Origin of the sequence: Aminobacter sp. MSH1, assembly GCF_003071665.1 — a bacterium.
Lineage (GTDB): Bacteria > Pseudomonadota > Alphaproteobacteria > Rhizobiales > Rhizobiaceae > Aminobacter > Aminobacter niigataensis.
Genome location: NZ_CP026265.1, coordinates 4384549 through 4404533, shown reverse-complemented (window position 1 = coordinate 4404533; position 19985 = coordinate 4384549). Strand labels below are relative to the sequence as shown.

General features: G+C 63.6%; 24 protein-coding genes. 5 read left to right on the top strand and 19 right to left on the bottom strand.

The genetic code is table 11. The features are described from left to right. Positions 1-43 precede the first annotated feature (43 nt). The 12 genes from CO731_RS21740 to CO731_RS21685 all read right to left on the bottom strand — a co-directional run bounded on the left by CO731_RS21740 (position 44) and on the right by CO731_RS21685 (position 9693). On the bottom strand, positions 44-955 hold the full coding sequence (locus CO731_RS21740; RefSeq protein ID WP_100079096.1) for a LysR family transcriptional regulator: 912 nt from the start codon (positions 953-955) through the stop codon (positions 44-46). A gap of 108 nt (positions 956-1063) precedes the next feature. Beyond that, complete coding sequence (locus CO731_RS21735; RefSeq protein ID WP_100079097.1) at positions 1064-1960, bottom strand: alpha/beta fold hydrolase; 897 nt, start codon at positions 1958-1960, stop codon at positions 1064-1066. 12 nt (positions 1961-1972) lie between these two features. Then, on the bottom strand, positions 1973-2686 hold the full coding sequence (locus tag CO731_RS21730) for a MerR family transcriptional regulator (protein ID WP_100079098.1): 714 nt from the start codon (positions 2684-2686) through the stop codon (positions 1973-1975). A 100-nt stretch (positions 2687-2786) separates the two neighbouring features. Then, complete coding sequence (locus CO731_RS29095) at positions 2787-3908, bottom strand: DUF3363 domain-containing protein (protein ID WP_245427091.1); 1122 nt, start codon at positions 3906-3908, stop codon at positions 2787-2789. 1255 nt (positions 3909-5163) lie between these two features. After that, positions 5164-5838 (bottom strand): lytic transglycosylase domain-containing protein, encoded by a 675-nt coding sequence (locus tag CO731_RS21720; protein WP_245427093.1) that lies wholly within the window; start codon positions 5836-5838, stop codon positions 5164-5166. A gap of 231 nt (positions 5839-6069) precedes the next feature. Beyond that, positions 6070-6402: a DUF736 domain-containing protein gene (locus tag CO731_RS21715; protein ID WP_100079101.1), complete on the bottom strand. Its 333-nt coding sequence runs from the start codon at positions 6400-6402 to the stop codon at positions 6070-6072. A gap of 34 nt (positions 6403-6436) precedes the next feature. Then, complete coding sequence (locus CO731_RS21710; RefSeq protein WP_100079102.1) at positions 6437-6982, bottom strand: S26 family signal peptidase; 546 nt, start codon at positions 6980-6982, stop codon at positions 6437-6439. Continuing rightward, positions 6979-7497 carry a DUF2840 domain-containing protein gene (locus CO731_RS21705; RefSeq protein WP_100079103.1) on the bottom strand — a complete coding sequence of 173 codons (519 nt, stop codon included), beginning with the start codon at positions 7495-7497 and terminating at the stop codon, positions 6979-6981. The genes CO731_RS21710 and CO731_RS21705 overlap by 4 nt, the downstream gene beginning before the upstream one ends. Further along, positions 7494-7748, bottom strand: coding sequence for a hypothetical protein (locus tag CO731_RS21700; protein WP_100079104.1), 255 nt, complete (start codon positions 7746-7748; stop codon positions 7494-7496). The genes CO731_RS21705 and CO731_RS21700 overlap by 4 nt, the downstream gene beginning before the upstream one ends. Then, complete coding sequence (gene parA / locus CO731_RS21695) at positions 7745-8398, bottom strand: ParA family partition ATPase (RefSeq protein WP_100079105.1); 654 nt, start codon at positions 8396-8398, stop codon at positions 7745-7747. Before parA ends, CO731_RS21700 begins: the two co-directional genes overlap by 4 nt. Next, positions 8395-9423 carry a replication initiator protein A gene (locus tag CO731_RS21690; RefSeq protein WP_100079106.1) on the bottom strand — a complete coding sequence of 343 codons (1029 nt, stop codon included), beginning with the start codon at positions 9421-9423 and terminating at the stop codon, positions 8395-8397. Before CO731_RS21690 ends, parA begins: the two co-directional genes overlap by 4 nt. Beyond that, the gene (locus CO731_RS21685) at positions 9424-9693 is read right to left on the bottom strand and encodes a helix-turn-helix domain-containing protein (RefSeq protein WP_100079107.1); all 270 of its coding nucleotides are present in this window, start codon (positions 9691-9693) and stop codon (positions 9424-9426) included. A 471-nt stretch (positions 9694-10164) separates the two neighbouring features. Here CO731_RS21685 and CO731_RS21680 point away from each other — a divergent pair, with 471 nt between their 5' ends. Beyond that, positions 10165-10452: a DUF2285 domain-containing protein gene (locus CO731_RS21680; protein ID WP_100079339.1), complete on the top strand. Its 288-nt coding sequence runs from the start codon at positions 10165-10167 to the stop codon at positions 10450-10452. Positions 10453-10462: 10 nt separating this feature from the next. On the opposite strand, the gene CO731_RS21675 is transcribed toward CO731_RS21680, so the two are convergent. From CO731_RS21675 to CO731_RS21660, 4 genes are all read right to left on the bottom strand, one after another. After that, on the bottom strand, positions 10463-10942 hold the full coding sequence (locus CO731_RS21675; RefSeq protein ID WP_100079108.1) for a DUF2285 domain-containing protein: 480 nt from the start codon (positions 10940-10942) through the stop codon (positions 10463-10465). Positions 10943-11030: 88 nt separating this feature from the next. Further along, entirely contained in the window at positions 11031-11246 is a 216-nt protein-coding gene (locus tag CO731_RS21670) for a DUF6499 domain-containing protein (protein ID WP_100079109.1), read from the bottom strand. 309 nt (positions 11247-11555) lie between these two features. Further along, the gene (locus CO731_RS21665; protein WP_100079110.1) at positions 11556-12401 is read right to left on the bottom strand and encodes a DUF932 domain-containing protein; all 846 of its coding nucleotides are present in this window, start codon (positions 12399-12401) and stop codon (positions 11556-11558) included. Positions 12402-12774: 373 nt separating this feature from the next. Beyond that, the gene (locus CO731_RS21660) at positions 12775-13092 is read right to left on the bottom strand and encodes a DUF736 domain-containing protein (RefSeq protein WP_100079111.1); all 318 of its coding nucleotides are present in this window, start codon (positions 13090-13092) and stop codon (positions 12775-12777) included. A gap of 797 nt (positions 13093-13889) precedes the next feature. Here CO731_RS21660 and CO731_RS21655 point away from each other — a divergent pair. Continuing rightward, positions 13890-14231, top strand: coding sequence for a DUF1778 domain-containing protein (locus tag CO731_RS21655; RefSeq protein WP_100079340.1), 342 nt, complete (start codon positions 13890-13892; stop codon positions 14229-14231). Beyond that, positions 14219-14749, top strand: coding sequence for a GNAT family N-acetyltransferase (locus CO731_RS21650; protein WP_100079112.1), 531 nt, complete (start codon positions 14219-14221; stop codon positions 14747-14749). The genes CO731_RS21655 and CO731_RS21650 overlap by 13 nt, the downstream gene beginning before the upstream one ends. 8 nt (positions 14750-14757) lie before the next feature. Here CO731_RS21650 and CO731_RS21645 read toward each other — a convergent pair whose 3' ends face one another. Both CO731_RS21645 and CO731_RS21640 read right to left on the bottom strand, forming a co-directional pair. Beyond that, positions 14758-15174: a hypothetical protein gene (locus CO731_RS21645; protein WP_100079113.1), complete on the bottom strand. Its 417-nt coding sequence runs from the start codon at positions 15172-15174 to the stop codon at positions 14758-14760. 181 nt (positions 15175-15355) lie between these two features. Beyond that, a complete protein-coding gene (locus tag CO731_RS21640) occupies positions 15356-17467 on the bottom strand; it encodes a ParB/RepB/Spo0J family partition protein (protein ID WP_100079114.1) in 2112 nt (703 codons plus the stop codon). Between the two features lie 390 nt (positions 17468-17857). Here CO731_RS21640 and CO731_RS21635 point away from each other — a divergent pair, with 390 nt between their 5' ends. Then, the gene (locus CO731_RS21635) at positions 17858-18286 is read left to right on the top strand and encodes a hypothetical protein (RefSeq protein WP_100079115.1); all 429 of its coding nucleotides are present in this window, start codon (positions 17858-17860) and stop codon (positions 18284-18286) included. 69 nt (positions 18287-18355) lie between these two features. On the opposite strand, the gene CO731_RS21630 is transcribed toward CO731_RS21635, so the two are convergent. Beyond that, positions 18356-18586: a DUF6429 family protein gene (locus CO731_RS21630; RefSeq protein WP_100079116.1), complete on the bottom strand. Its 231-nt coding sequence runs from the start codon at positions 18584-18586 to the stop codon at positions 18356-18358. Positions 18587-18888: 302 nt separating this feature from the next. Between CO731_RS21630 and CO731_RS21625 the strand changes: the two genes are divergently transcribed. Beyond that, positions 18889-19902: a porin gene (locus CO731_RS21625; RefSeq protein ID WP_108608789.1), complete on the top strand. Its 1014-nt coding sequence runs from the start codon at positions 18889-18891 to the stop codon at positions 19900-19902. Positions 19903-19985: the final 83 nt, after the last annotated feature.

The window sequence follows — 19985 nt, the reverse complement described above, 5'->3', positions numbered from 1 at the left end:
GCTGGTGTCTTACAAGGATGGTCGAAACGAATCGCGGAGAAATTCAGCCGGTGCGGACTTGCCGGGCCATTTCGCTGGCAAGGGTGAGCAGGTTTCGGAGGGCCGCGCCTTGATTGAACGGCGACCAGATGGCCGAGAATGCAACTGGCTCGGGCTCATCCGTGATGGACAAGAAAACAACGCCTGATGTTTGCAGAAGCGACGTTGCCGCACCCGTGACGGTGATGCCGAAGCCTTGTCCGACCATCGACAGCAGCGTGCCGCGCTCGACATCGAAACGAAGGATCGACGGCGCCGACCAGCGCCCGGCGAGGCGCAGCACGATATGGTCATGCACCTGCGGCCCGGTGCCGCCATAGCGGACGAGGAAGGTCTCACCTGCAAGGTCGGCCCATGTGACGGTGGACTGTCCGGCGAGTGGATGCCGCTCCGGCAGCGCGGCCAGAAGCGGTTCGGTCCAGATTCGCCGGGCATGGCAATCGGGCAGTTCGGGCCTGCCGGCTACGAACACGATGTCCAGCCGGTCGGCGCGAAGCTGCATGACGGCATCGCGGGCCGTGCCTTCCGTGATCTCGACTTCGATGCCTGGATGCTCGGTGCGGTATCGCTCGATCAACTCTGCGAGGAAGCTACCGGGGATGAAGGCATGAACGCCGAGGCGCAGGCGGCCGCACTCCCCCGATGCCGCCATGCCAGCCGTTTTCACGGCATGGTCGATTTGATCGACGCCCACCGCTACATGCTCGACGAAGCGGCGACCGGCTTCCGTCAGCCGGACGCCTCGCGCATGGCGCTCGAACAACAGGACACCAAGGTCTTCCTCCAGCGCCTTTACGCGGGTGCTGACGCTCGACAGGCTGACGCCGAGCGCATGGGCCGCATGGCGAAAATTCAAATGCTCGGCGACGGCGAGCGTCTGTATCAGCGATGGCAGGTTGATGCGTGAGCCGAGCATAGATGCCCGACCAGTTGTGCGAAGATGACGGGGTTGCTGAGAGCCGATGACCAACTCTTCCGAACTCCCTCATCTCAAGACACTGAGGTTGGCCATCGGCACACTCGCCTAGCGCTTCTTGCCGCGTTGGACCGTGGCGGCAATGCAGTCGGCAATGCGACCCGCTAACGCGGCGGGAAAATCATGGGCCATACCCTCAAAGAGCACGAGTTCAGCGCCGGGAATCGCCGCAGCAGTAGCTTGGCCTCCACTCACGTCGCATATCGTGTCCTTTGTTCCGTGAATGACAAGAGTCGGGACAGCTACGCCACGCAGCATTTCAGTTCGATCCCCGGATGCGACAGTTGCAACCGATTGGCGTGCAGTGGCGAGTATGTCATGGTCACGATCCCATGCCTGCCCTGTGATATTTGCAATCTCCTGCGGCGGGGTCGGATAAGCTGGCGATCTAACCTTAGGCGCCCTACGAATAGCCTGTTCGATAGCTTCTTCCCGAGTGGTTGGCGGCGAGTCGGTAAAAAGGGCCTGTGCTTCAGGATGCATCAGACCGACACCTTTGCCTCCCGTGCTGAACATCATCGAAGTAAGTGTGCGAACACGAGCTGGATGCTCGATGGCCATGGTCTGTGCAATTGCTGCGCCCATGGATGCTCCGACTACGTGCGCCGCTTCTATGCCAAGAAAATCGAGTAGTCCGACAGCATCGGCAGCCATATCGGATAGCGTGTAGGAGACAGAGGAAAGGTCTCCGGCAAACGCCGCTGCGAGATCGGGCTTCGGCGCGTCGTGCAGATGAGTCGAATGACCGGAGTCCCGATTGTCAAAACGGATGACATGAAATCCACGGGAGACCAATTCATCTAGAAATCTGGTGGGCCAGTGCACAAGCTGTCCGGCAAGTCCCATGATGAGTAGAACCGCAGGGTCGCCTGCGTTTCCTCGCTGCTCATAGGCGATGTCTATGTGCGCCGGGCCTACAGCCTTAGCAATCTGTTCGTTCAACATTCCTCATTAGTCCTACGGTTCGAGTTTAGTGGTGAGATGCTTATCCAAGGCCGCCAAGGCGCGATCTAGATAGCGAATGAGATCGGGGGTCCAACCCGCAAGGTCTCTAGGAGGGTCGGCTATTCGTAACCGTGCTAGAGCGCTAAGAACCTCTGCATCACCGTCCGCGAAAGACTTCATCAGCGAACGCGCCTGCGAAGCGAGCGCGATTGTTCGCTTACTCGACGGACGCTCACCGCCGCTCATGCAGGCGCGGAGTTGGTCTGCTAGAATCCGCCACTGCGATTCGACATCGCTATCGTTCGCTTTCTTCTTCCGTCGGCGTGCATGGACATGCCTCTCTACGCAAGACATCGCGTCTAATGTTGCGAGCAAGTCGTCAGCGCTAACTTGCTTCCCCGACTGTGTGATGCTGCGAAGTCGATCACGCAGGCGTACAATGCGATCGACTTCCAACTCTACTCGGTTCAAGTGTGTTCGCAGGAGATCGGCAAGTATGGAGCCGTCCTCAATCGCCTTCTTGATTTCTTCAAGCGACATTCCGAGCCCGCGAAGTGCACGGATTCGGTAAAGTCGCTCGACACCGGCTTCGTCGTATAGGCGATGATCGCCGCTGGTGCGCTCGGCTGCGGCAAGCAGTCCGGCTTCCTCATAGTGATGCAAGGCGCGGACGGTCGTGCCCGTGGCGCTTGCCAATTCGCCAACGCGCCATCGACGACTCCGCATGCATGCCCTCCAATCGCTTTGGACGTTGGGCAGGATACAACCTCACGTCACGTGAGGTTCAAGCCTTTTTTTGAGTGGCTAGGGAGGGGCAAGTCTCTACCTAAAGTGCCAAGCCCCGAGCTTTCCCGAGCTGCCAGGACACTGATCCGCCCTGCACGACGCCCATGACCTCCCGGCCAAGCTGGCGGTCGATGACCGGCCGCCACGGGATAAGGGTGAACTCGTGGCTCTTCTCCACGACGGCGAACTTGCCGCTGGATAGCTGCACGGTGCCGGTGAACTTGCCGCTCACGCTCTCGCCGTCCGTGGCGGCACGGAACGGCAGCGCCTTGCTCGCGGCGATCTCCGCGCCGACGCTTGCAACCTCGCGCTCGCGCAGGGTGGCGAGAAGATTGCGTCGGTAGAAGATGCGGCCGTCTCGACTGCGGGTCGCGTCGCCCTGTTCGATATGATGTTCCCGGCGCTGGTTCATGGCCTCGCGCACCTGTTGCCCGAAGCCGGCGGGAGCGAGATCCGATGCGTCAGGCGTAACCAGCCGCCGGTCGAGCCAGGTCGCACCATCGGACCCGATCTGGCTTTCCAGATTGAATGTCGAGATGACGCGAATGCTGGCCTGCCGATTGCGACCGGCATCATATGCGGCGGCGCGGCTCTCAAAATCTTCGGGGATACGCCACTGGTCGGCGTCGATCCGTTCGACGATCCCGGCCCGACGCAGCGCCTCCAGCCGGCGGACATGGGCATCGACAAAGCCCTCATAGTCGCCGCCCGGAACGCGCCCCTCGAACTTCGCATGCTCCAGATGGCGGCTCGGGCGATAGACGCCATCCTCGACAATGGCGGCAATGGTCCGGTCGGACGGGCGCTGCGTGGTGTCGGCCGGGCCGATCTCAACGATGCTGCCGATCCGCGCGTCTTCGACGCGGGCCGGGTCGATGCCGGCGAAATGATGCGTGCGGCCGTCGATCCCATCCACCACGACGGTCAGGTTCTCGCCCAATTCGTCAGTCAGATACTTATCCACGACGCGGCCCACGATTGGCGTCTGGGGCGACCCGTCATGGATATGGAAGGTCATGGGATCGCGCTCCAGGCCATCGGCCTTCAACGCCTTGTGCATGTTGCGGATGATGTCGCCGCGCTCGCCCAGTCCGCGCAGGGTCGATTCCATCTGTTCGCTCAACTCCCAGACGCCGGGCGCGTGTTCCGTGGCGAGGCCCATCTGCTCCAGCTTGCCCAGGCGGCGCAGTCGCAGCGTCCGGTCGAACTGGCGGCGTGGGTCCTCGGGTTCGCGGCGCAGATCGAGGAAGCGGTCTTCGGCTTCCTCGGTCATCGCCCGGTCGATGCGGGTGAAACGGTCCTGATCGATCTCGGCCGAGAGTTTGCGGGTCTGCTCGATCTCGGTCACTGGGCCGAGCTCGAGCGTCGCAAGCTCGCTCGCGCGCTCGCGGATGCCGTTGGCGAGATAGTCGCCGTTGACGACAAGGTTCTCGCCGAGGTCGTCCTTGCCGCGCACGATGACATGCACATGGGGATGGCCGGTGTTGTAGTGGTTGACCGCGATCCAATCGAGCTTCGTACCAAGGTCGGCCTCGATCTGGCGCATGAGATCGCGGGTGTGCGCGGTCAGATCGGTCAGGTCCGCGCCGTCCTCCGGCGAGACGATGAACCGGAACTGGTGCCGGTCCTCCTTGCCGCGATCGAGGAAGGCGTCGCCATCGGCGCGGTCCTCGGTCGCCGAATAAAGCTGGCCGCGCTCGCCGTCGCGCGAGGTGCCGTCGCGCTGAATGTAGCGCAGATGGGCGGCAGCCTTGCCGTTCTTCCCAGCCTGCTGGACGTAGCGGGTTTTGACGACGACGCGGCGTATTCCCGGCGCGCTGTGCCGCCAGCCGCCCGACAAGGTGCGGGCGCGAACGAAGGCCGCGCCACGGCCTCGCCGGACGCCAGGACCGCCGGACGCTTGCGCGGCCTTGCCACCCTTGGCGGTGGATTTCGCGGCCGTGCGTGAGCCGAGACGCGGCGCGTATTCGGGATGGGTATTGCTGTGCTGGCGCGCGAGCTTCTTCGCCTGGGTCAGGAAGCTCTTGGCCTTGCCCGCCTTCGGCGTGTCGGATCGGATGCGACCGGGCTTGGGCCGGAAGCGGTTCTCGTCGTCGGCGTTCATGGCTGCGCCTCCGGCCAAAACCCCGGGAAATCGCGCGATCGGCGGCCATGGTGCCAGTATAAACCAAGCAAAGCCAAGGCTTTGCGCAAGATCACGGCTCGCGCCATCCAAAAACAGGGTGCCGCTCGCGGCTCCCCTAACCAGTGTGCAGACAACAACAATTTCGAGAACATTGGCGACGTGGTGCCATGTTCCTTTATCTTGCCCTCCGCTCCTTCGATCCCTTCTGCCCTTTCGGCCCGGTATGCCGCTAAGCGCAAACCTGCCTGCCTGCACACCGGAACGAGCGCCGCCGAACGCGGGAACGCCACCTTCATGGCGTATCCCCGACGCTCGCGCGGGCAACAAAAATGCTGCCGTCTTGCGGCTCCGTAGCGGTCTGATCGCGCACCGGAACGGTCGCGCGAGCATCACCGGATTGCGTCTCGGACAACGGCATGATGGCGGCCCAGCTGTCATTCGGGCGCACGATAAAGAGCGGTGCTTCGCGCCAGTCGGGCGGCGGTGCAGCCTGGCGAGCTGGTGCATCGGACGCCGCCACGCCGCCAAGGATCGGCGCAAGCGTCGCGACATAGGCGCGGGTTTCGGCGGGCAGCGGGCGGCCGGTCGAACGGTGCTCGTCATAACGGCCGGGACCAGCGTTATAAGCGGCGAGCATGGCCGGGACGTTGCCGTAGCGATCCCACATTTCACGCATGTAGGCCGTGCCTGCTAGGATGTTGTCACGCGGTTGGTAGGGATCGCGGCCGAGCCGATAGCGGACGCGCAAGCTGGCCCATGTGTCGGGCATAACCTGCATCAATCCCATCGCCCCGGCTGACGAAACCGCGCGCACGTCGCCCGCGCTCTCGGCGCGCAGCACGGCGCGAATCCAGCGTTCGGGGATGCCGAACCGCTGCGACGCCTCCGCGATGTGGTCCGCATGGGGATCGGCGGCAATCAGGAGCGCGACCGACGCGGATTGCGCGACCACGACGCCCGATCCCATGCAGACGAAAAGCGCCCCGGCGAGCAACAGAAAGGCACAACGCCATGCCGCCCTGTCTCCACCACGACGCCAGCCTGCCAGCGTGCTCGCTTCGGTAAAGGGTGCGCGCGAAGCGCCGGCCGGGGGCCGCCCTTGACCTTCGCTGCGCGCGCCGGCCGTCTGGTCGTCGAGCGGGACGAAGGGATGAGACGGATTTCCCGCGAACAAAGGGATGGGAGGAACGCGCACCGATCAGCTCCGGTCCTCGCGCGCCTTCGGTCGTTTCCACGCCAGCCGGAAGGTGCGCCCCTCGTCGTCGGCCTGGAACAGCGCCGGGCGAAACAGCGCGGGGAAAAGTGGGCTGTCGATCTCCAGGGCGATGTAGTCTCCGGCGCGTTCGCCGACACGTTTCCACGCGCCGCCAATGTCGGGGCCGTCCTCGTCGTCGAGGTGGATGCGATAGGCCGGCGCATTGTCGGCGTCGCTCGGTTCGGTTTCGACAAGCGTGATTGCCTCGTCGATTCCGAACAGCCTGACGCGGCCGGCGTAGCCGTTGGCGGTAGGTTCAAAGATATTGGCAGGCATTGTCAGTCTCCTTGTTGGTGGGGGAAGCGCGAAGTCAGTGCGTCGGCGCGCGCCACTCGTAGCGGCCGACGCCTTCCTCATCGGTCCAGAGCGGGACTGCCCGACCGATGACGGAAGCTGTGGGGATGGGTCCGAAGTAGCGGCCGTCGAGGCTGTCGCGGACCTCCCAATTCAGGAGGAAAATTTCGCCGGGAGCGACGGTGCGGCAGCCCTGCCAGACGGGCAGATCGCGGCCGATCCGGTCGCGCTCCAGCGCCTCGGCCATCTCGATCCCGTCAACCGTGATCGCGCGGCCGGCGCGGCAAACCCGCTGCCCTGGCAGGCCGACGACGCGCTTCAACAGAGGCACACCGCGCCCGACATAGCCGCGCCCGACCATAAAGGTGGCGAGCGGGCCGGGTGGCATGACGGCGACAAGATCGGGCACCTCGATCCGGGCGGCCGGCTCGACGGTGTAGAAGCCGACCGGCGCGCTGGCGGTTGCGTTCCAGATGAGTTTCGTCGGCGTCTCGACCGCGCTTGCGGTGGCGATGCCGAGAACGGCCAGCGCCGTGACGGCGACATAGCGGCGGCGCGTCACGGGTCGATTCTCCGACGCCCGATCCATGCCGCATGTCGCTCCGGCGTGTAGTCGCTCGGCTCCAGATTGGCAGTCAGGCGGTTGTGCGCGTGCCGCCAGTAGTCCGGCGATACGTCGACCGGATTGAGGCCGAGCGCTTCCACGGCGTCGATGACGGCAAGCGCGCGCTGCACCTTCGGCCAGCCGTCGAGCCGCAACAGGATGTCGCCGCCTGGCCGGACGAAGGGCAACGTCTGGAACGGCTCGCCGCGACCGATAGCGCGCACGATGTCGAGCCGGGAAATGATCGTGCCGTGCTCGCCAGCCGCCCAGCGGACGAAGGCGAAGACGCTGTTCGGCGCGAAGCCGACGACGCTGCGGCGGCGGTCGATGATCTGTTCGTAGCTCTTGCGGCCGAACCGTATCCACTGCTCGACCTTGCGCTTATCGAAGGTCAGCTCGACGAGTGTGGTGAATGGCGCGGGTCCGTCCAGCAGCGGACGCCCGTGCATGCGGCGGGGAGCACTGCCGGTCATGTCGGATCTCCTTCGGAGTGTGAAAACTCACGCGCGAGAAGGCCGCGCAGCATGTCGGTGACGGTGATGCCGCGCCGGAAGGCCGCGACCTTGATGCGGCCGCGTAGCCCCGGCGTGATGTCGATGGTCAGGCGGGCGGTGAACGCTTCGCCGGCGGCTTTGCTGTCCGGCGGCGCGTCGGCCGCCTTGATCCAGCTTTCGGGATCGCGCGGACGCGAGGCGAAGCGAGACTTTCCGGGCGCACGGGTCATGGCGCGGTCCTCCCGATGCGCAGCCGGCCAATCTCGGTGGCCAGCGCCGCGATCTCGCGTGCGGCGGGGCTGTCGCCATCGATCTCGCTGGCAAGCCGGCCGGACCGCGCGGCGTCGGCGAAGACGACGCGCTGGCCGATGGTCGTGGCGAGCAAAGGCGGGTCGTGTTCGGCCAACGTCTCGGCCGTCTCGCGAGCGATGACGGTGCGTGCGCCGCAACGGTTGAGGATGAACCGCGCCGCCAACTCGGGCCGATAGATCCGCGCGTCCCTGAGCAGCGCCAGCATCTCGGCCGAGGCCCAGCCGTCGAAGGGGGACGGCTGCACCGGGATCAGCACCAGATCGGCGGCGAGCAGCGCCGAGCGCATGAGACCGGCGACGCGGGGAGGCCCGTCGATGACGACGACATCGGCGTCACGCGCCAGCTCCGGGGCTTCGCGGTGCAAGGTGTCACGGGCTAGGCCGATGACACTGAACAGCCTCGGCAGGCCCTCATGGCTGCGCGTCTGCGACCAGTCGAGCGCGGAGCCTTGCGGGTCGGCGTCGATCAGGATGACGCGCCGTCCCTGAGCGGCCCAGGCTCCGGCGAGATGGAGCGCCAGCGTGGTCTTGCCGACGCCGCCCTTCTGGTTGAGGAGCGCGACGATCATGGCGCACCTCGCCGGGTGGCACCGGCACCACGGATCGCGTGCGCGCGCGTCAAAGAAGAAGAGTTAGATTCTCTGTTAGATTCTTCTATAGAGTCCCGCGCGAAATTTGCGCCTAATGTCCCGATACTGCGTGCGCCTAATGTCCCGATAGGATTCACATGCTTGTCCACAGGCACTGTGAATTGTTTTTCAGGGAGAAAGCGCAGCAATTCACGCCCGTCCTCCCATTCGATCTGAAGGCAATAGCCGGGTAGCGGCTGGCGGTTCGCGATCCGGCGCAAGTCGAGCGCGAAGTCGGACGGCCGTGCCGCGCTGCCGGATTTTTGGTGAAGGTGGGAAATCTCGAACGCCCAGCCCTCGGGCTGGCGACCGGCGTGCTTGCGGGCGACGCGATATAGCCAGCGCTCGATGCCGCCGGTCAGCCGGAAATAGGCCGGGTCGATGGTGAGCACCAGCGAGCGGTCGATGACGCTGTTGTAGAACCATTCCGGCAGGACGAATTCCATGCCTTCGACGCGGCCGCCGCGCGTCGTCATCTCCTCCCATTCGTTGATCCAGGAGAATTGACGGCGACGCCAATGCTTGCCGTTGCGGATGGTGGTGGCGATGACGGTGGATTGCAGGCGCGCGAGCGCCGCCTTGAGCAACAGATAGTCGCGGTTGCCCGTCGCCCGCCCAACGGCGCGCAGGAGCTGATAGGGCATGAAACGAAAGAAGCGCGACGTGCGGAAGCCGTTGTTCTCGGCTGCGACAATCTGCGAGGCGGCCCAGATCAGGACATCGGCATCCCAGATCGTCGCCATGCCGTGCTCGGGCATGGCGAGCACCTGCACCTCGACATCGGCCGCTCGGTAGAGGATTGGCGCGGTGCGCGGCCGCTTCGCCAGCGAGAAGAAGGGCCGTTCCATCAAGTCGCGCTGGTCGCGCGGCGCGGCGTCGCCGGTCGCGACCACGAAGGGGTCAAGGCGCGTGCGTTCGCTGGCGTCGCTTGGCTGCGCCGGGACATGATCGTCGTCGCGCAGCATTCAGAGTTCATCCCGCTCTGCGGGTGTCAGCGGGCGCGCGGGAAAGACCGTGCCGGCGCTCTTGTCGCGGGTGGATTTGCGCGTGCCGATTGCGCTCCAGGCTTCGAGATCGCGCACGGCGTAGAGGACGCGGCCGCCGATCTTGCGATAGAGCGGTCCGGTGCCATAGGTCCGGTGTTTCTCAAGGGTGCGGAGCGAAATACCGAGAAAGCGCGCGGCCTCCTTGGTGCGTAGAAGTCGCGGTGGTAGGTCCGCGTTGCGAATGGCCATGGGATCACCTCGGATTCGTCAGACAGGCGGCTGTCGGAAGCGACAGCGGGCTGTGGCGAACCGTGGCGGAGGACCGGCGGCCTGTAGCGTGCCGCATTTAAGCCTATGCGCTGGCGGCACCCCTGCTAGGGCGACTATCAGGCCGAAAAAGCCGAGAGATTTCAGCGTGTGATTGCGCGTTGCGCGGAATTGGTCGAGACAATCGCGCGCGGGTCGGCTAAATGTGCCAACGGAGCAGACGCGCTGCTCCGGGGGCGTAGTAACCCCTGACTAGCGGTTGGTGCCGGCCGTGACGGCACCACACTCCTTGACCCTATGGTCGGGGAGCCTGTGGCGTATACAACAGGCTCTCCGAGCTAAAGGCCATGGGGCCGTCTAGTCACGGTTACTAACTCCCCGATCACCAGGAGTCAGAGAGTCTTATCTGCGGGGGCGTACCGCAGGCGCTCTCCTGAAGGAAGGGGAATGACGATGCGGGTTCCCGTTGAACTTGATCCCGATGTGGATGACGTGGCGCCGACGGGCGATGGGATCACCACATATGACGAGCGGCATTTCGTGACCTATCTGCGGCTCCTCGACGCCAAAGCTGAGGATGCGGAGTGGAAGGAAGTAGCTAAGATCGTGCTCCACCGCGATCCGGTCGCGGAGGAACTGCGCAGCTATCGGTGCTGGCAAAGCCATCTCGAACGTGCGCAATGGCTCTCGCGCGAGGGCTACAAGCGGATACTGGAACAGGCAGCCGCCAACAAGGCGTGATGCCGTGGGGCTATCGCTTGCCGACTTTGACCGGATAGTGCAGCAGGAGCCGATAGCCGCCGCGCATCATCCTGATGCCATGCGCGACGAGGCGACGCGCCTTGTTCTTGCTCGGGTCACTTTCAAAATCCTCCTTGGTGCCGCGGAAACCGAGCAGGACTTCCGCGATAGTTCGGTAGCTCTCGCCTCGCAGGTTCGCATCCAGCGCGCGCAGGGACAGGATGTGCCATTCCCGGAGTTGCTCGGGCAGGATACCGATGGGCAGGCCAGGTGGTCGCCGGGCCAGGGATCGCCAGAGCCGCCGCGTGGCGTGGATGCGAAGCTCCAGAAATGAATCCAACGGCAAAGTCACGGCATAGAAAGCCGCCGTATTCGGCACCGCATCGGACAGCCAGAACTGGTGAGTGATGTCGTCTATCTGCCACACGCCGTGCCAGCCATCGGCCGCGCGGCGCAGGTTAAGGCCGGCGAGATGGGCGAGCGTGACCATCGGCTCAGTCTCTGCGTCCTCTTGTTCGGCAGGCGAGAGCTTGATCGCTTGTGGCTGGAGGCGTGGAGACCAGAACAGGGATAGTTGATCAGGCGATGCGTCGGGGTCGCTCGGGAAATCGCAACCCCCAGCGTTGCGCAAATCTCTCCAACTGCCTTGCACCGGGTTTTCCGGTCAGGGCGATGGTCTGGAAATCATGCCGATATTCGTCATTGCGACGAAGATATTCCCAAGCGAAACCGGCAGCGGGAAGATGTCTGATGTCCCCATAGGCTGCCGGTGAACGCCAGTCGATGCGTAGCATGGCGTTTCCTCCGAATCGTGGGCATCCAGAAGAGGCCCGAAAGGGAAGCCTGCCGGATTTGGGGAGCTAACTGTAGTTGCTTTGATACGGAACCTTGTTCGAGTAACCCGATCAGTTTATTAGTTATTTTCTTCTTAACCGTGCTTAGCCTGCTTCGCGAGCCGGGCATAGCCCGGCGAGCGGCGGCTATGTTTTGGGCATGGCCGCGCCGCCGATCCGCAAAGCCGGATCGGCGGAAAAATGGTGGAAGCGCAAAGCCTGAAAAGCGGAAAGCCGTAGAGCCGGTTTTCCGGCTCTACGGCATGACGGTCATCGCGTCTTCAATCGCTGCATGCCCTCGGCCAGCGTCCAGAGCGCGCGATTGAGGGTCACATTCTGGTCGATGCCGTTGATGGGGCGGGTCTGGCTGCGGCGGATGCGGCCTTCGGCATTGCGCCGCTGCCCATGCAAGCCGCCTCTTATCATGTTCTCCTGAATGGTGTTGTAGGTCATCCAGAGGCTTTGTCCGGCATCCTCGCGGCGGCGCGGCTGGATGATCTGATCAGGGCGGACGGGGCTTTCCTCTTCGCCGTAGCGGGCGACAAGGCTGGCCTCGGCCAGAACGCGGCGCTCATCTTCGCCAAGCTGGATTTCCTTCATGGTTTCGCTGGCGTTGATCAGGCGCGGGAAGTCCTCGGCAACGGTATAGACGCCTTCGATAATGTCATGCTGGATATTGCCCTTGTGGGGGACGCGAACGTCCTCAAACCGCTCGCCCGCCACAAGGCTGTTGGTGCAGACGAAACGCAACATCCCGGCAAACATCTGGTAGCTGCTGGTTCCGTCATGGGAATTGACGATGATGACTTCCGCCGCCTCCTGCTTGCCAATGCCGTCATCGCGGCGCAGGCGCAGCATATGTTTGGCGTGGCCGTGGCGGCTGCCGTCACGCGGAACGGACTGCACGGCGAAGAACGGGAACCATCCTTCCCGCCGCAACCCCTCCACGATGTCGATGGTGGGGACATAGACGTAACGCTCCGAGCGGCTGTCATGCGCCTCGCGGGCGAAGATGGACGGGACGTGTCGGTAAAGAGCTTCGTTGTCGAGCGCTTCCCGCCCGGTGATCTGATGGGAATTGCGGCCGAACCGGGTGGCAAGGTGATGATAGGTCATGATCTTGATCCTTATGGGTCTGGGTTGGAGCGCAGCGCTGCGCTGCAACCCTGGCCGTCGCCGAGACCGGGGGGTGCAAGGCGCAAGGGGGCCGTGACGGAGGGGGATCACCCGGCCTGCACGGAACGAGGAACGAAGTGGAGGAAGGCTGGGGATACCGTCACGGCTCCCTTGCGCCGCGCCAGGGGGCGGCGCCCCCAAGCAACAGCCCGGCCAGAGTGAAGCGGTAGCCGGGGAGAAGATCCGATCGGGATACGTCAAGTCTGAAAACCGGAGAGCCGTGAATCCCGATCTCCGTATTCCCTGACAGGCGGCGGCCATGAGCAAAAAAGAAGCCCCGCTCGGGTGAGCGGGGCTGTTCCGGGGGCCGGTCTTAGTCGCCGTTGCGGCGGGACCAGATGAGGTTGTGACCGCTTCCGTCTTCGGCTTCGACCAGGCTGGCGTAGATCGGCGCCGGGAAGCTCGGATCGTCCAGCTTGACGGAGAGGTATTCGCGCTGCGTCTCGCGGGCGATCTTCTTCCAGGCCGCGCCGAACTCGGTGGCGCCGGCGAAGATGCGGAAGTCGGGGCCGCGCTCGCTGTCGCCCTCGGTGGCGGTGAACTTGGCCTTGACGTTGAGGGTCAGGGTCTTGACCGAGCCAGCGAAGCCCGCGCCGTTTTCGTTCTTGGTGAAGGTGCCGATGGTCGCCATTGTCGTATTCCTTTTCCTGTCGGGTCGCACCATTGCGACCTCGATGGTGGTCGTGAAACCGGGGACGATCGGCCCCGCACCCCTCGGGGCTGGAACGGAGTGGAGGGCGGCCGGCGACGGCTTTTTTGCCTCGCGATGCAAAGCCGAAGGCGGCGGAAAAAAGTTGGCGACGGACGTTGCGGGAAGACGAGCGAGACGCCGCTTCAGCGGCGGCGGTCTTCGGTCAGACCGTGCCAATCGAGGACGCGGATGGAGCGCCCAAACAGGTAATCAAGGGGAATACGGCAATGGCGCCCGTCCCGCGCCTCGCCGGGATCGGGGATGCTTGCGTGGTTCTGTGGCCGCCGTCTTCCCTGACCCGACCGGCAAGGCCGTTCGCCTATCGCCAGCGGGGGCGACAGCGGGTGCGGCTTCGGCTGACCTTCGCCGATGCTGCCGTATCCGGTATGGCCGAAACATCGCGTGCGGGACGTCTGCCATGCCTGTGCCAAGCGGATGATCCGAGCTTCCCAGCGCTGATCCGGCTGCCAGTCGATGCGGACGGACAGCCCAACCCCATCATAGGCTTGCCATGGCGACCATGACCGGCCTTCCGATACAGCCTTGCTCAACCGGATGGGGCTATCTGCGAAATGGCCGACGCCACCCTTCGCGTTATGGGATTGAAGCCGAATGGCGGAAACGCGCCGACGGCGTGGTTCCGGCGAAGCCGAAAGCCCGGCCCGAAGGGCAACGCCCAAACCTTATCGACATTTCCATGTATTGACACTGTAGATACGTTCACCCATATTGCGGTCATGGCAAAAACTCGTCTCGCCCCTTCCGAATCTACCCGCTCCGCGTCTCCTGCCGTCGCGGCCCGCGCATCTACGTCCGAGGCCAAGGGCAGCATCAACTTGCGGATCGAGACCGACACCCGCCAGCTCATCGACGATGCGGCGGCGGTCCTCGGCAAGACGCGCACCGAGTTCATGGTGGAGAGCGCGAGGCGACAGGCGGTCGATGTGCTGCTCGACCAGCGCCTGTTCACACTCGATCCGGAACGCTACGACGCCTTCATGCGGGCGCTCGACAATCCGCCTGCACCGGGGCCTAAGCTCAAGGCTCTGCTACGCCGGACCCCGGCATGGCAGAAATAGACGAAGCGGCGGACGATCCCGAATTGCCGCTATCGCCTCCTGTTCCCCTGGCTGCTGAACACGATCTTTCCGAGTTCGACTGCGGCGAGCCGGTGCTGAATGACTGGCTGCGTCATCGGGCCTTGAAGAACGAAAGCCGGTTCTCGCGCACATACGTCGTGTGCGAGGGCAATCGGGTCGTCGGCTATTTCTGCATTTCAGCGGGATCGGTCGAACGGGGAGCGGCTCCCGGTAAGGTGAGGCGCAACGCCCCGGACGTGATTCCGGTTTCGATCATCGGTCGGCTGGCTGTCAGTCTTGACCATGCGCGCAAGGGTCTCGGCGCGGACCTGCTTTCGGACGCATTGCGCCGGATCGCGCTGGCCTCGCAAAGCATCGGCATTGGGGCTGTGATGGTCCAGGCCAAGGACGATGCCGCCAGACGCTTCTATCTGCGCTGCGCGGAGTTCATCGAATATCCCGAGGACAGCCGGACGCTGTTCCTGCCTATCGAAACGGTGGTCGCGGGCTTCGGCTAGGTGCCCCTCTATCTGGCGGGCTGGCCGACGCCGCTCGCCAGCCGCGCCAAGGCGGACATGCCCGCGAAACCGCCTCCGACGACACAGAAGATTTGCCGCCAGATGTCGGACGGCACGGCTTCCTTGGTGACGCCATGGACCAGCGCATAGCCCGCAACGGCAGCGGGGGCGGCGAAGATCAGCGCGACGATCAGGCGGACGATGGGAATGCGAATCGTCTCGAACAGCACCGCCAGAACGCCGAAGGCAATGCCTGCGGCGAACAGGCCGACCAGTCCCGCGCCGATCAGGCCGGAGCCGGTCTGGTAGGCGAATTGCGCGGCGGTCAGACCAAGCATGAAAGGCAGCGCATAGACGGCGAGCGTATAAGCGATGACACAAAGAAGCGCGACCAGCGCTACGCTCATGAACATGACTGCGACCATGATCTTTACCTTTGTCCTACTGCACCGCCTTTCGTGCAATCGTTACGAAAACTGCTGCGCGCTCTAAAGGTGCCTCTATGTCCTTCATCTGTCGAGGTCATCCGGCCGCGCGGGGTAGCCGCGCGGCCGGATTTTTTTCCAATTGAAGGCCGGGACCGCTGACGCGATCCCGGCCGGTGCTTCATTCCGCCGCGACGGTGAAAGGCTCGTCCTCCACGGTTTCGGCGTTGTCGGCCTCCGGCAGAACTTCGGCCTCCATGGCGGGTGCCTCCTGCTGCGCGTCGGCCAGCCACGCAGGCCGCTCGGTGCGCAACAGAGGCGGAAGCCATCCGGTTCCGGCCAGAAGCCGTTCGGCGGCTTCGGCCATCTCCGGCTTCTTCTTGCCCGCGATACGCTCGGCTGCCTCGTCGCCAAGGGGTTCGCGCACGGCGGCGAGGATATGAGCCTTGGTCACGCGACCGAGATAGGCCCGCACGGTGGGCGTCCAGTGCGCCGTCATGTCAAGCGCAACCGCCGTCGCCAGCCTGTCCGCCGTTTCGTGGGCGCGGCGCTTGTGCTGCTCCCACGGCACCTTGACCGCATTGACGGTCTGCGCGGCGCAATGGGCGAACAGCGCCATGACGCTGGCATGGTCCAGCCCGGCAATGAAGCCCCAAAGGTCCGACACGTCGCGCGGCATGTCCGCCGCCCATCCGGCATGACGATCCGCCAGCGCCTTCGCCGCTGCCGTGTCCTCGATCCCATCCGCATGCCCGCCAAGGCTGGCGCTGATCGGACGGATTTCGAGGCAATGCGCTTCCCCGCTACCACGATAGAAGGTCTGCGCGGCGAGCGCATGGGTGACAGCGATCAAGGCCATGTCCGGCTGCTCACCAAGGGCGAGACGCAGGCCAAGCGTCCGGTGGGCGGTCAGGTCGCGGATGAGAAGGTCGGAAATCGGCTTGCCGTCTTCCTCCGCTTCCTCGTCCTCGATGTCGAGCGCGGAAACATGGTTCCCGTCCTCGTCATACTCGCCGTCCTCTCCGATGATCTCGCCATCGCCGTTAACGCGAACGCCGTCGATGATGGTTTCGCCGTCCGCGCCTTCTTCTTCCTCCGGTTCCGGGGCCTCGTCCTCGGGTCGGATGAAACCGCGCTCGATGCGGACGGCGCCGTCATGGTTCAGAACCACGAAAACCCCGCCGCGCCCGATCTCGTCGGGATCATAGGCATGGCGCAGCCCGTCGATGCGCTCGATCTCGGCTTCAAGCTCCGCAAGGCGCTGATCCACCTCGGGCGGCAGGTCCTCGTCCGCGTCCTGCCATTCCGCCGACAGGTGCTCAAGTTCCTCTTGCGCGGCATCGTAGGCGGCTTCCTGCTCCTCGGATAGCTCCACCCCCTGCGGATAGGTGCGGCGCATGCCATGGGCGTGGGGCCAGTCGATATAGGCCGAAACCCATTTCCATCCCTCGGCCTCCTGAACCTCGGCGGCGATCCGTTCCAGCTTGTCGAGGGCAAGCCGGTCCAGAAGCGCTGCATCCTCGTAGAAGCCGCCGCGATCCTCGGTGAACAGGTCGCGGATGATGTAGCCGCCCGCCTCGGTATAGGCTTCCGGCCCGACAAACACCGCGCGCCGATCCGAAGCCGCCACGTTGCTCGCGGTCAGATCGCGGCGGATGATCCACGGTTCCTTGTTATAGGACAGGTTTTCGTAAACCTGTTCCTGCCGGTCGTGATCGTCGGTGATGGCGAACGCCTGCAACTGGTCCATGGTCAGCCCGCCGTCGCGGTAAATCTGAATGAGCTTGGGGCTGACGGCTCCAAGGCGAAGCCGCTGCTTCACCACATGCGCGCTCGTGCCGAACCGGGCCGCAATTTCCTCCGCGCCCCATCCGCGATCTTCGGAAAGCTCGCGGAACTTCTCGAACTCGTCGGCAGGGTGAAGGTTTTCGCGGTTGACGTTCTCGTCAAGGCTGATCTCGGCGGCATCATTCGCCGTGTCGATGACGCAGCGGACCGGCTCGGTCTTTTTGATCTCCTTGCGCTTGGCGCGCAGAAGCTGCGCCAGCCTGCGGCCTTCTCCGACGCTGACCAGATAGAAACCGGTCGGCTCGCCTTCCGCGTCAAGCTCCGGCTCCACCACAAGGTTTTGCAGGATACCCTTGGCGGCGATGCTCGCCGCCTTCCCCTCGATAGACGCCTCGCTGTGCGGGGTCTTCCGGGCGTTCTTCGGGTGCTTCTTGAGCTTGTTGAGCGGGATGAAAACCGTTTCGCCATGTTCGGGAACGGTCGTGATCTGTGCATTGTTCGTCATGATCTTGATCCTTTTGGCTTGGGTTGGAGCGCAGCGCTGCGCTGCAACCCTGGCCGTCGCCGAGACCGGGGGGTGCAAGGCGCAAGGGTGGACGGGCGGAGGGGGATCACCCGGCCTGCACGAAGCGGATCGAAGTCATGACGAAGGTGCGAGAGCAGGCATCCGCGCGGAAGGCTGGGGATACCGCCCGGCCGCCCTTGTGCCGCGCCAGGGGGCAGCGCCCCCAAGCGCTCGCCCGGCCAAAGCGAAGTGGAGGCCCGGCACAAGAATCGGATCAGGAGGTGAGAGGTCTGAAAGCCGGAAGTCCTGACTTCCTGATCGCAGCTTCATCTTGCGAGAGAAGAGAGTAGAATGTGAGCATCATCGGGTGATCGGCAGTGCGGCTTTGCCATGACCGAGGAACGGAACCGGGAGATTTTGAAGCGTCGTCGAGCTGGCGAGACCTTCGCCGCAATCGCGCGCGACCATAGTGTGTCCGTCCCACGCGTCCGCCAGATATTCGAACGCGAGGAAAGAAAGGATCTACGTCGGAAAGAGCTGGCGGAGGCCGACCGCCGTGCCGATCAGCCGAATCTGCTTCATCTCGACCCCTGGGTGCGGCAACTCTTGGCCGAGTTCTGCGGCAAGGCGGAGTTCACGCCGGATGATGTCGAGAGACGGGGCTTCTGGCGAAGCAACTTCTCCTGCGAGGAGCCGGTCTGGCGCGCGATCGTGAAATGGATGGCGCTCGCCGGCAAACAGCCGGCGAAACTGCCCTTTAGATGGACGATCGAGGAATGGCAGGAGCACGATTTCGGAGATGTGCCCAAGCGCCCCTGAGCCGAAGCGTCTCACGCGCCTGCGGGGAAACGCGGGTCGGATACTTGGGCGCGAGGAAGGAACGGGCGCTTATTCGGGTTTGCAGAAGAGCGCCCGGAACAGGTGCTCCGATCGCTCAATGCCCTCATCGGTCAATATGACGGATTTCGCCTTGCTGATCGGATTGCTGATATATCCCTTTTCATGCAGCCGGTTCATGGCATCCCAATCGAAGCCCTTCCATGAGCGGCCATCTCGGTCGAGTGAGAGGAAAAGCAACGCAAGGATTGCATCGTCTATTTTTTCTTTGTCGATCTCCATGATTCGATACCCGCTGCGTTCCATGGTGCGGTTGGTCGGTGAGAGAGCGGCCGCACCATGATGACCATCAACATTCATGCCTACGTCTATTTTATAGGGTCATGGAGGGCTATGGAGTAGACATAGTTCTCATCGCTATCCCGCATGGCCCGCCAGCCTCAGACTGCCATCTTTCCAGACCTTCAAAATCATCAGCAATTTCAATCGCTTGCGGCCAGGTCCACGGACGCAACGGTCGTTTCCGCCCGGATTTGGCGCCCGTTTTTCGGCTTTCGGTCGCGATTCTGACTGGAGGTCAGAAAATGAACATTAAGAGCCTTCTTCTCGGCTCCGCTGCGGCTCTGCTCGCAGTCTCCGGCGCTCGTGCGGCCGACGCTGTCGTCGTCGCTGAGCCGGAACCCATGGAATACGTCCGCATCTGCGACGTCTACGGCGCGGGCTTCTACTACATCCCCGGCACCGAAACCTGCCTGAAGATCGGCGGCCTCGTTCGTTACCAGATTGACTGGAGCAGCAGCGACGACTTTGTCGATCTCGATGAAGGTTGGTCAAAGACGGCTCTCGCTCGCCTGAACTTCGATGCCCGTTCGGAAACTGAATACGGCACGTTCCGCCGCTTCATCGAAATCGAAGGGCGTCTCGACTCGGGAGACGGCGCTAGCGCCTTCACGCTCCGTCATGCTTATTTCGAGCTGGGTGGTCTGCTCGTCGGCTTTACCGACACGCTCTATGACGGTGACCTCGCTGGCGAATTTGACTCGGGTGGTGGCTCGCGTATCCACCAGATTCGCTACACCTTCGACGCTGGCAACGGCATCGCAGTTAGCGCCGGCTTGGAAGAGGCCGACAATAACGAAGACTACACGCCGAACCTCGCCGGCAAGGTCTCGATCTCGCAGGGCTGGGGCGGAGCCGATCTGTTTGCTGCCTACGATGCAACCGCAGAAGAGTTCGCTCTCAAGGGTATCGCCAATTTCAAGGCGACTGATGCACTGACGCTGTCGGTCATCGCCACCTACGAATCGGGCGAAAGCGTCTACAGTGTCAACACGCCGATCAGCGAAAGCTATGACGGCTTCACGTGGTCGCTGGGCGGTTATGCCAAGTACCAGGTCAACGAGAAGCTGGCGATTGGTGCTGGTGGCCAGTACTTCGCAGATGAAGCCAACGGCACCGATCATGATGCCTGGGCTGCTGGTGCAGTTGTCGACTACGCCGTCGTTGAGAACCTGAATGCAAAGCTCGCCGTCAACTACGAGGACGGCGACCATGGCAGTGCATGGGGCGGCTTCCTGCGTCTCGATGCTTCGTTCTAATCGGCTCTACAGCTGATCTGGGAGAAACCCGGCGGGCAACCGCCGGGTTTTTCTTGTTGTAAGCTGAGCCTGGTCTGCAAGGT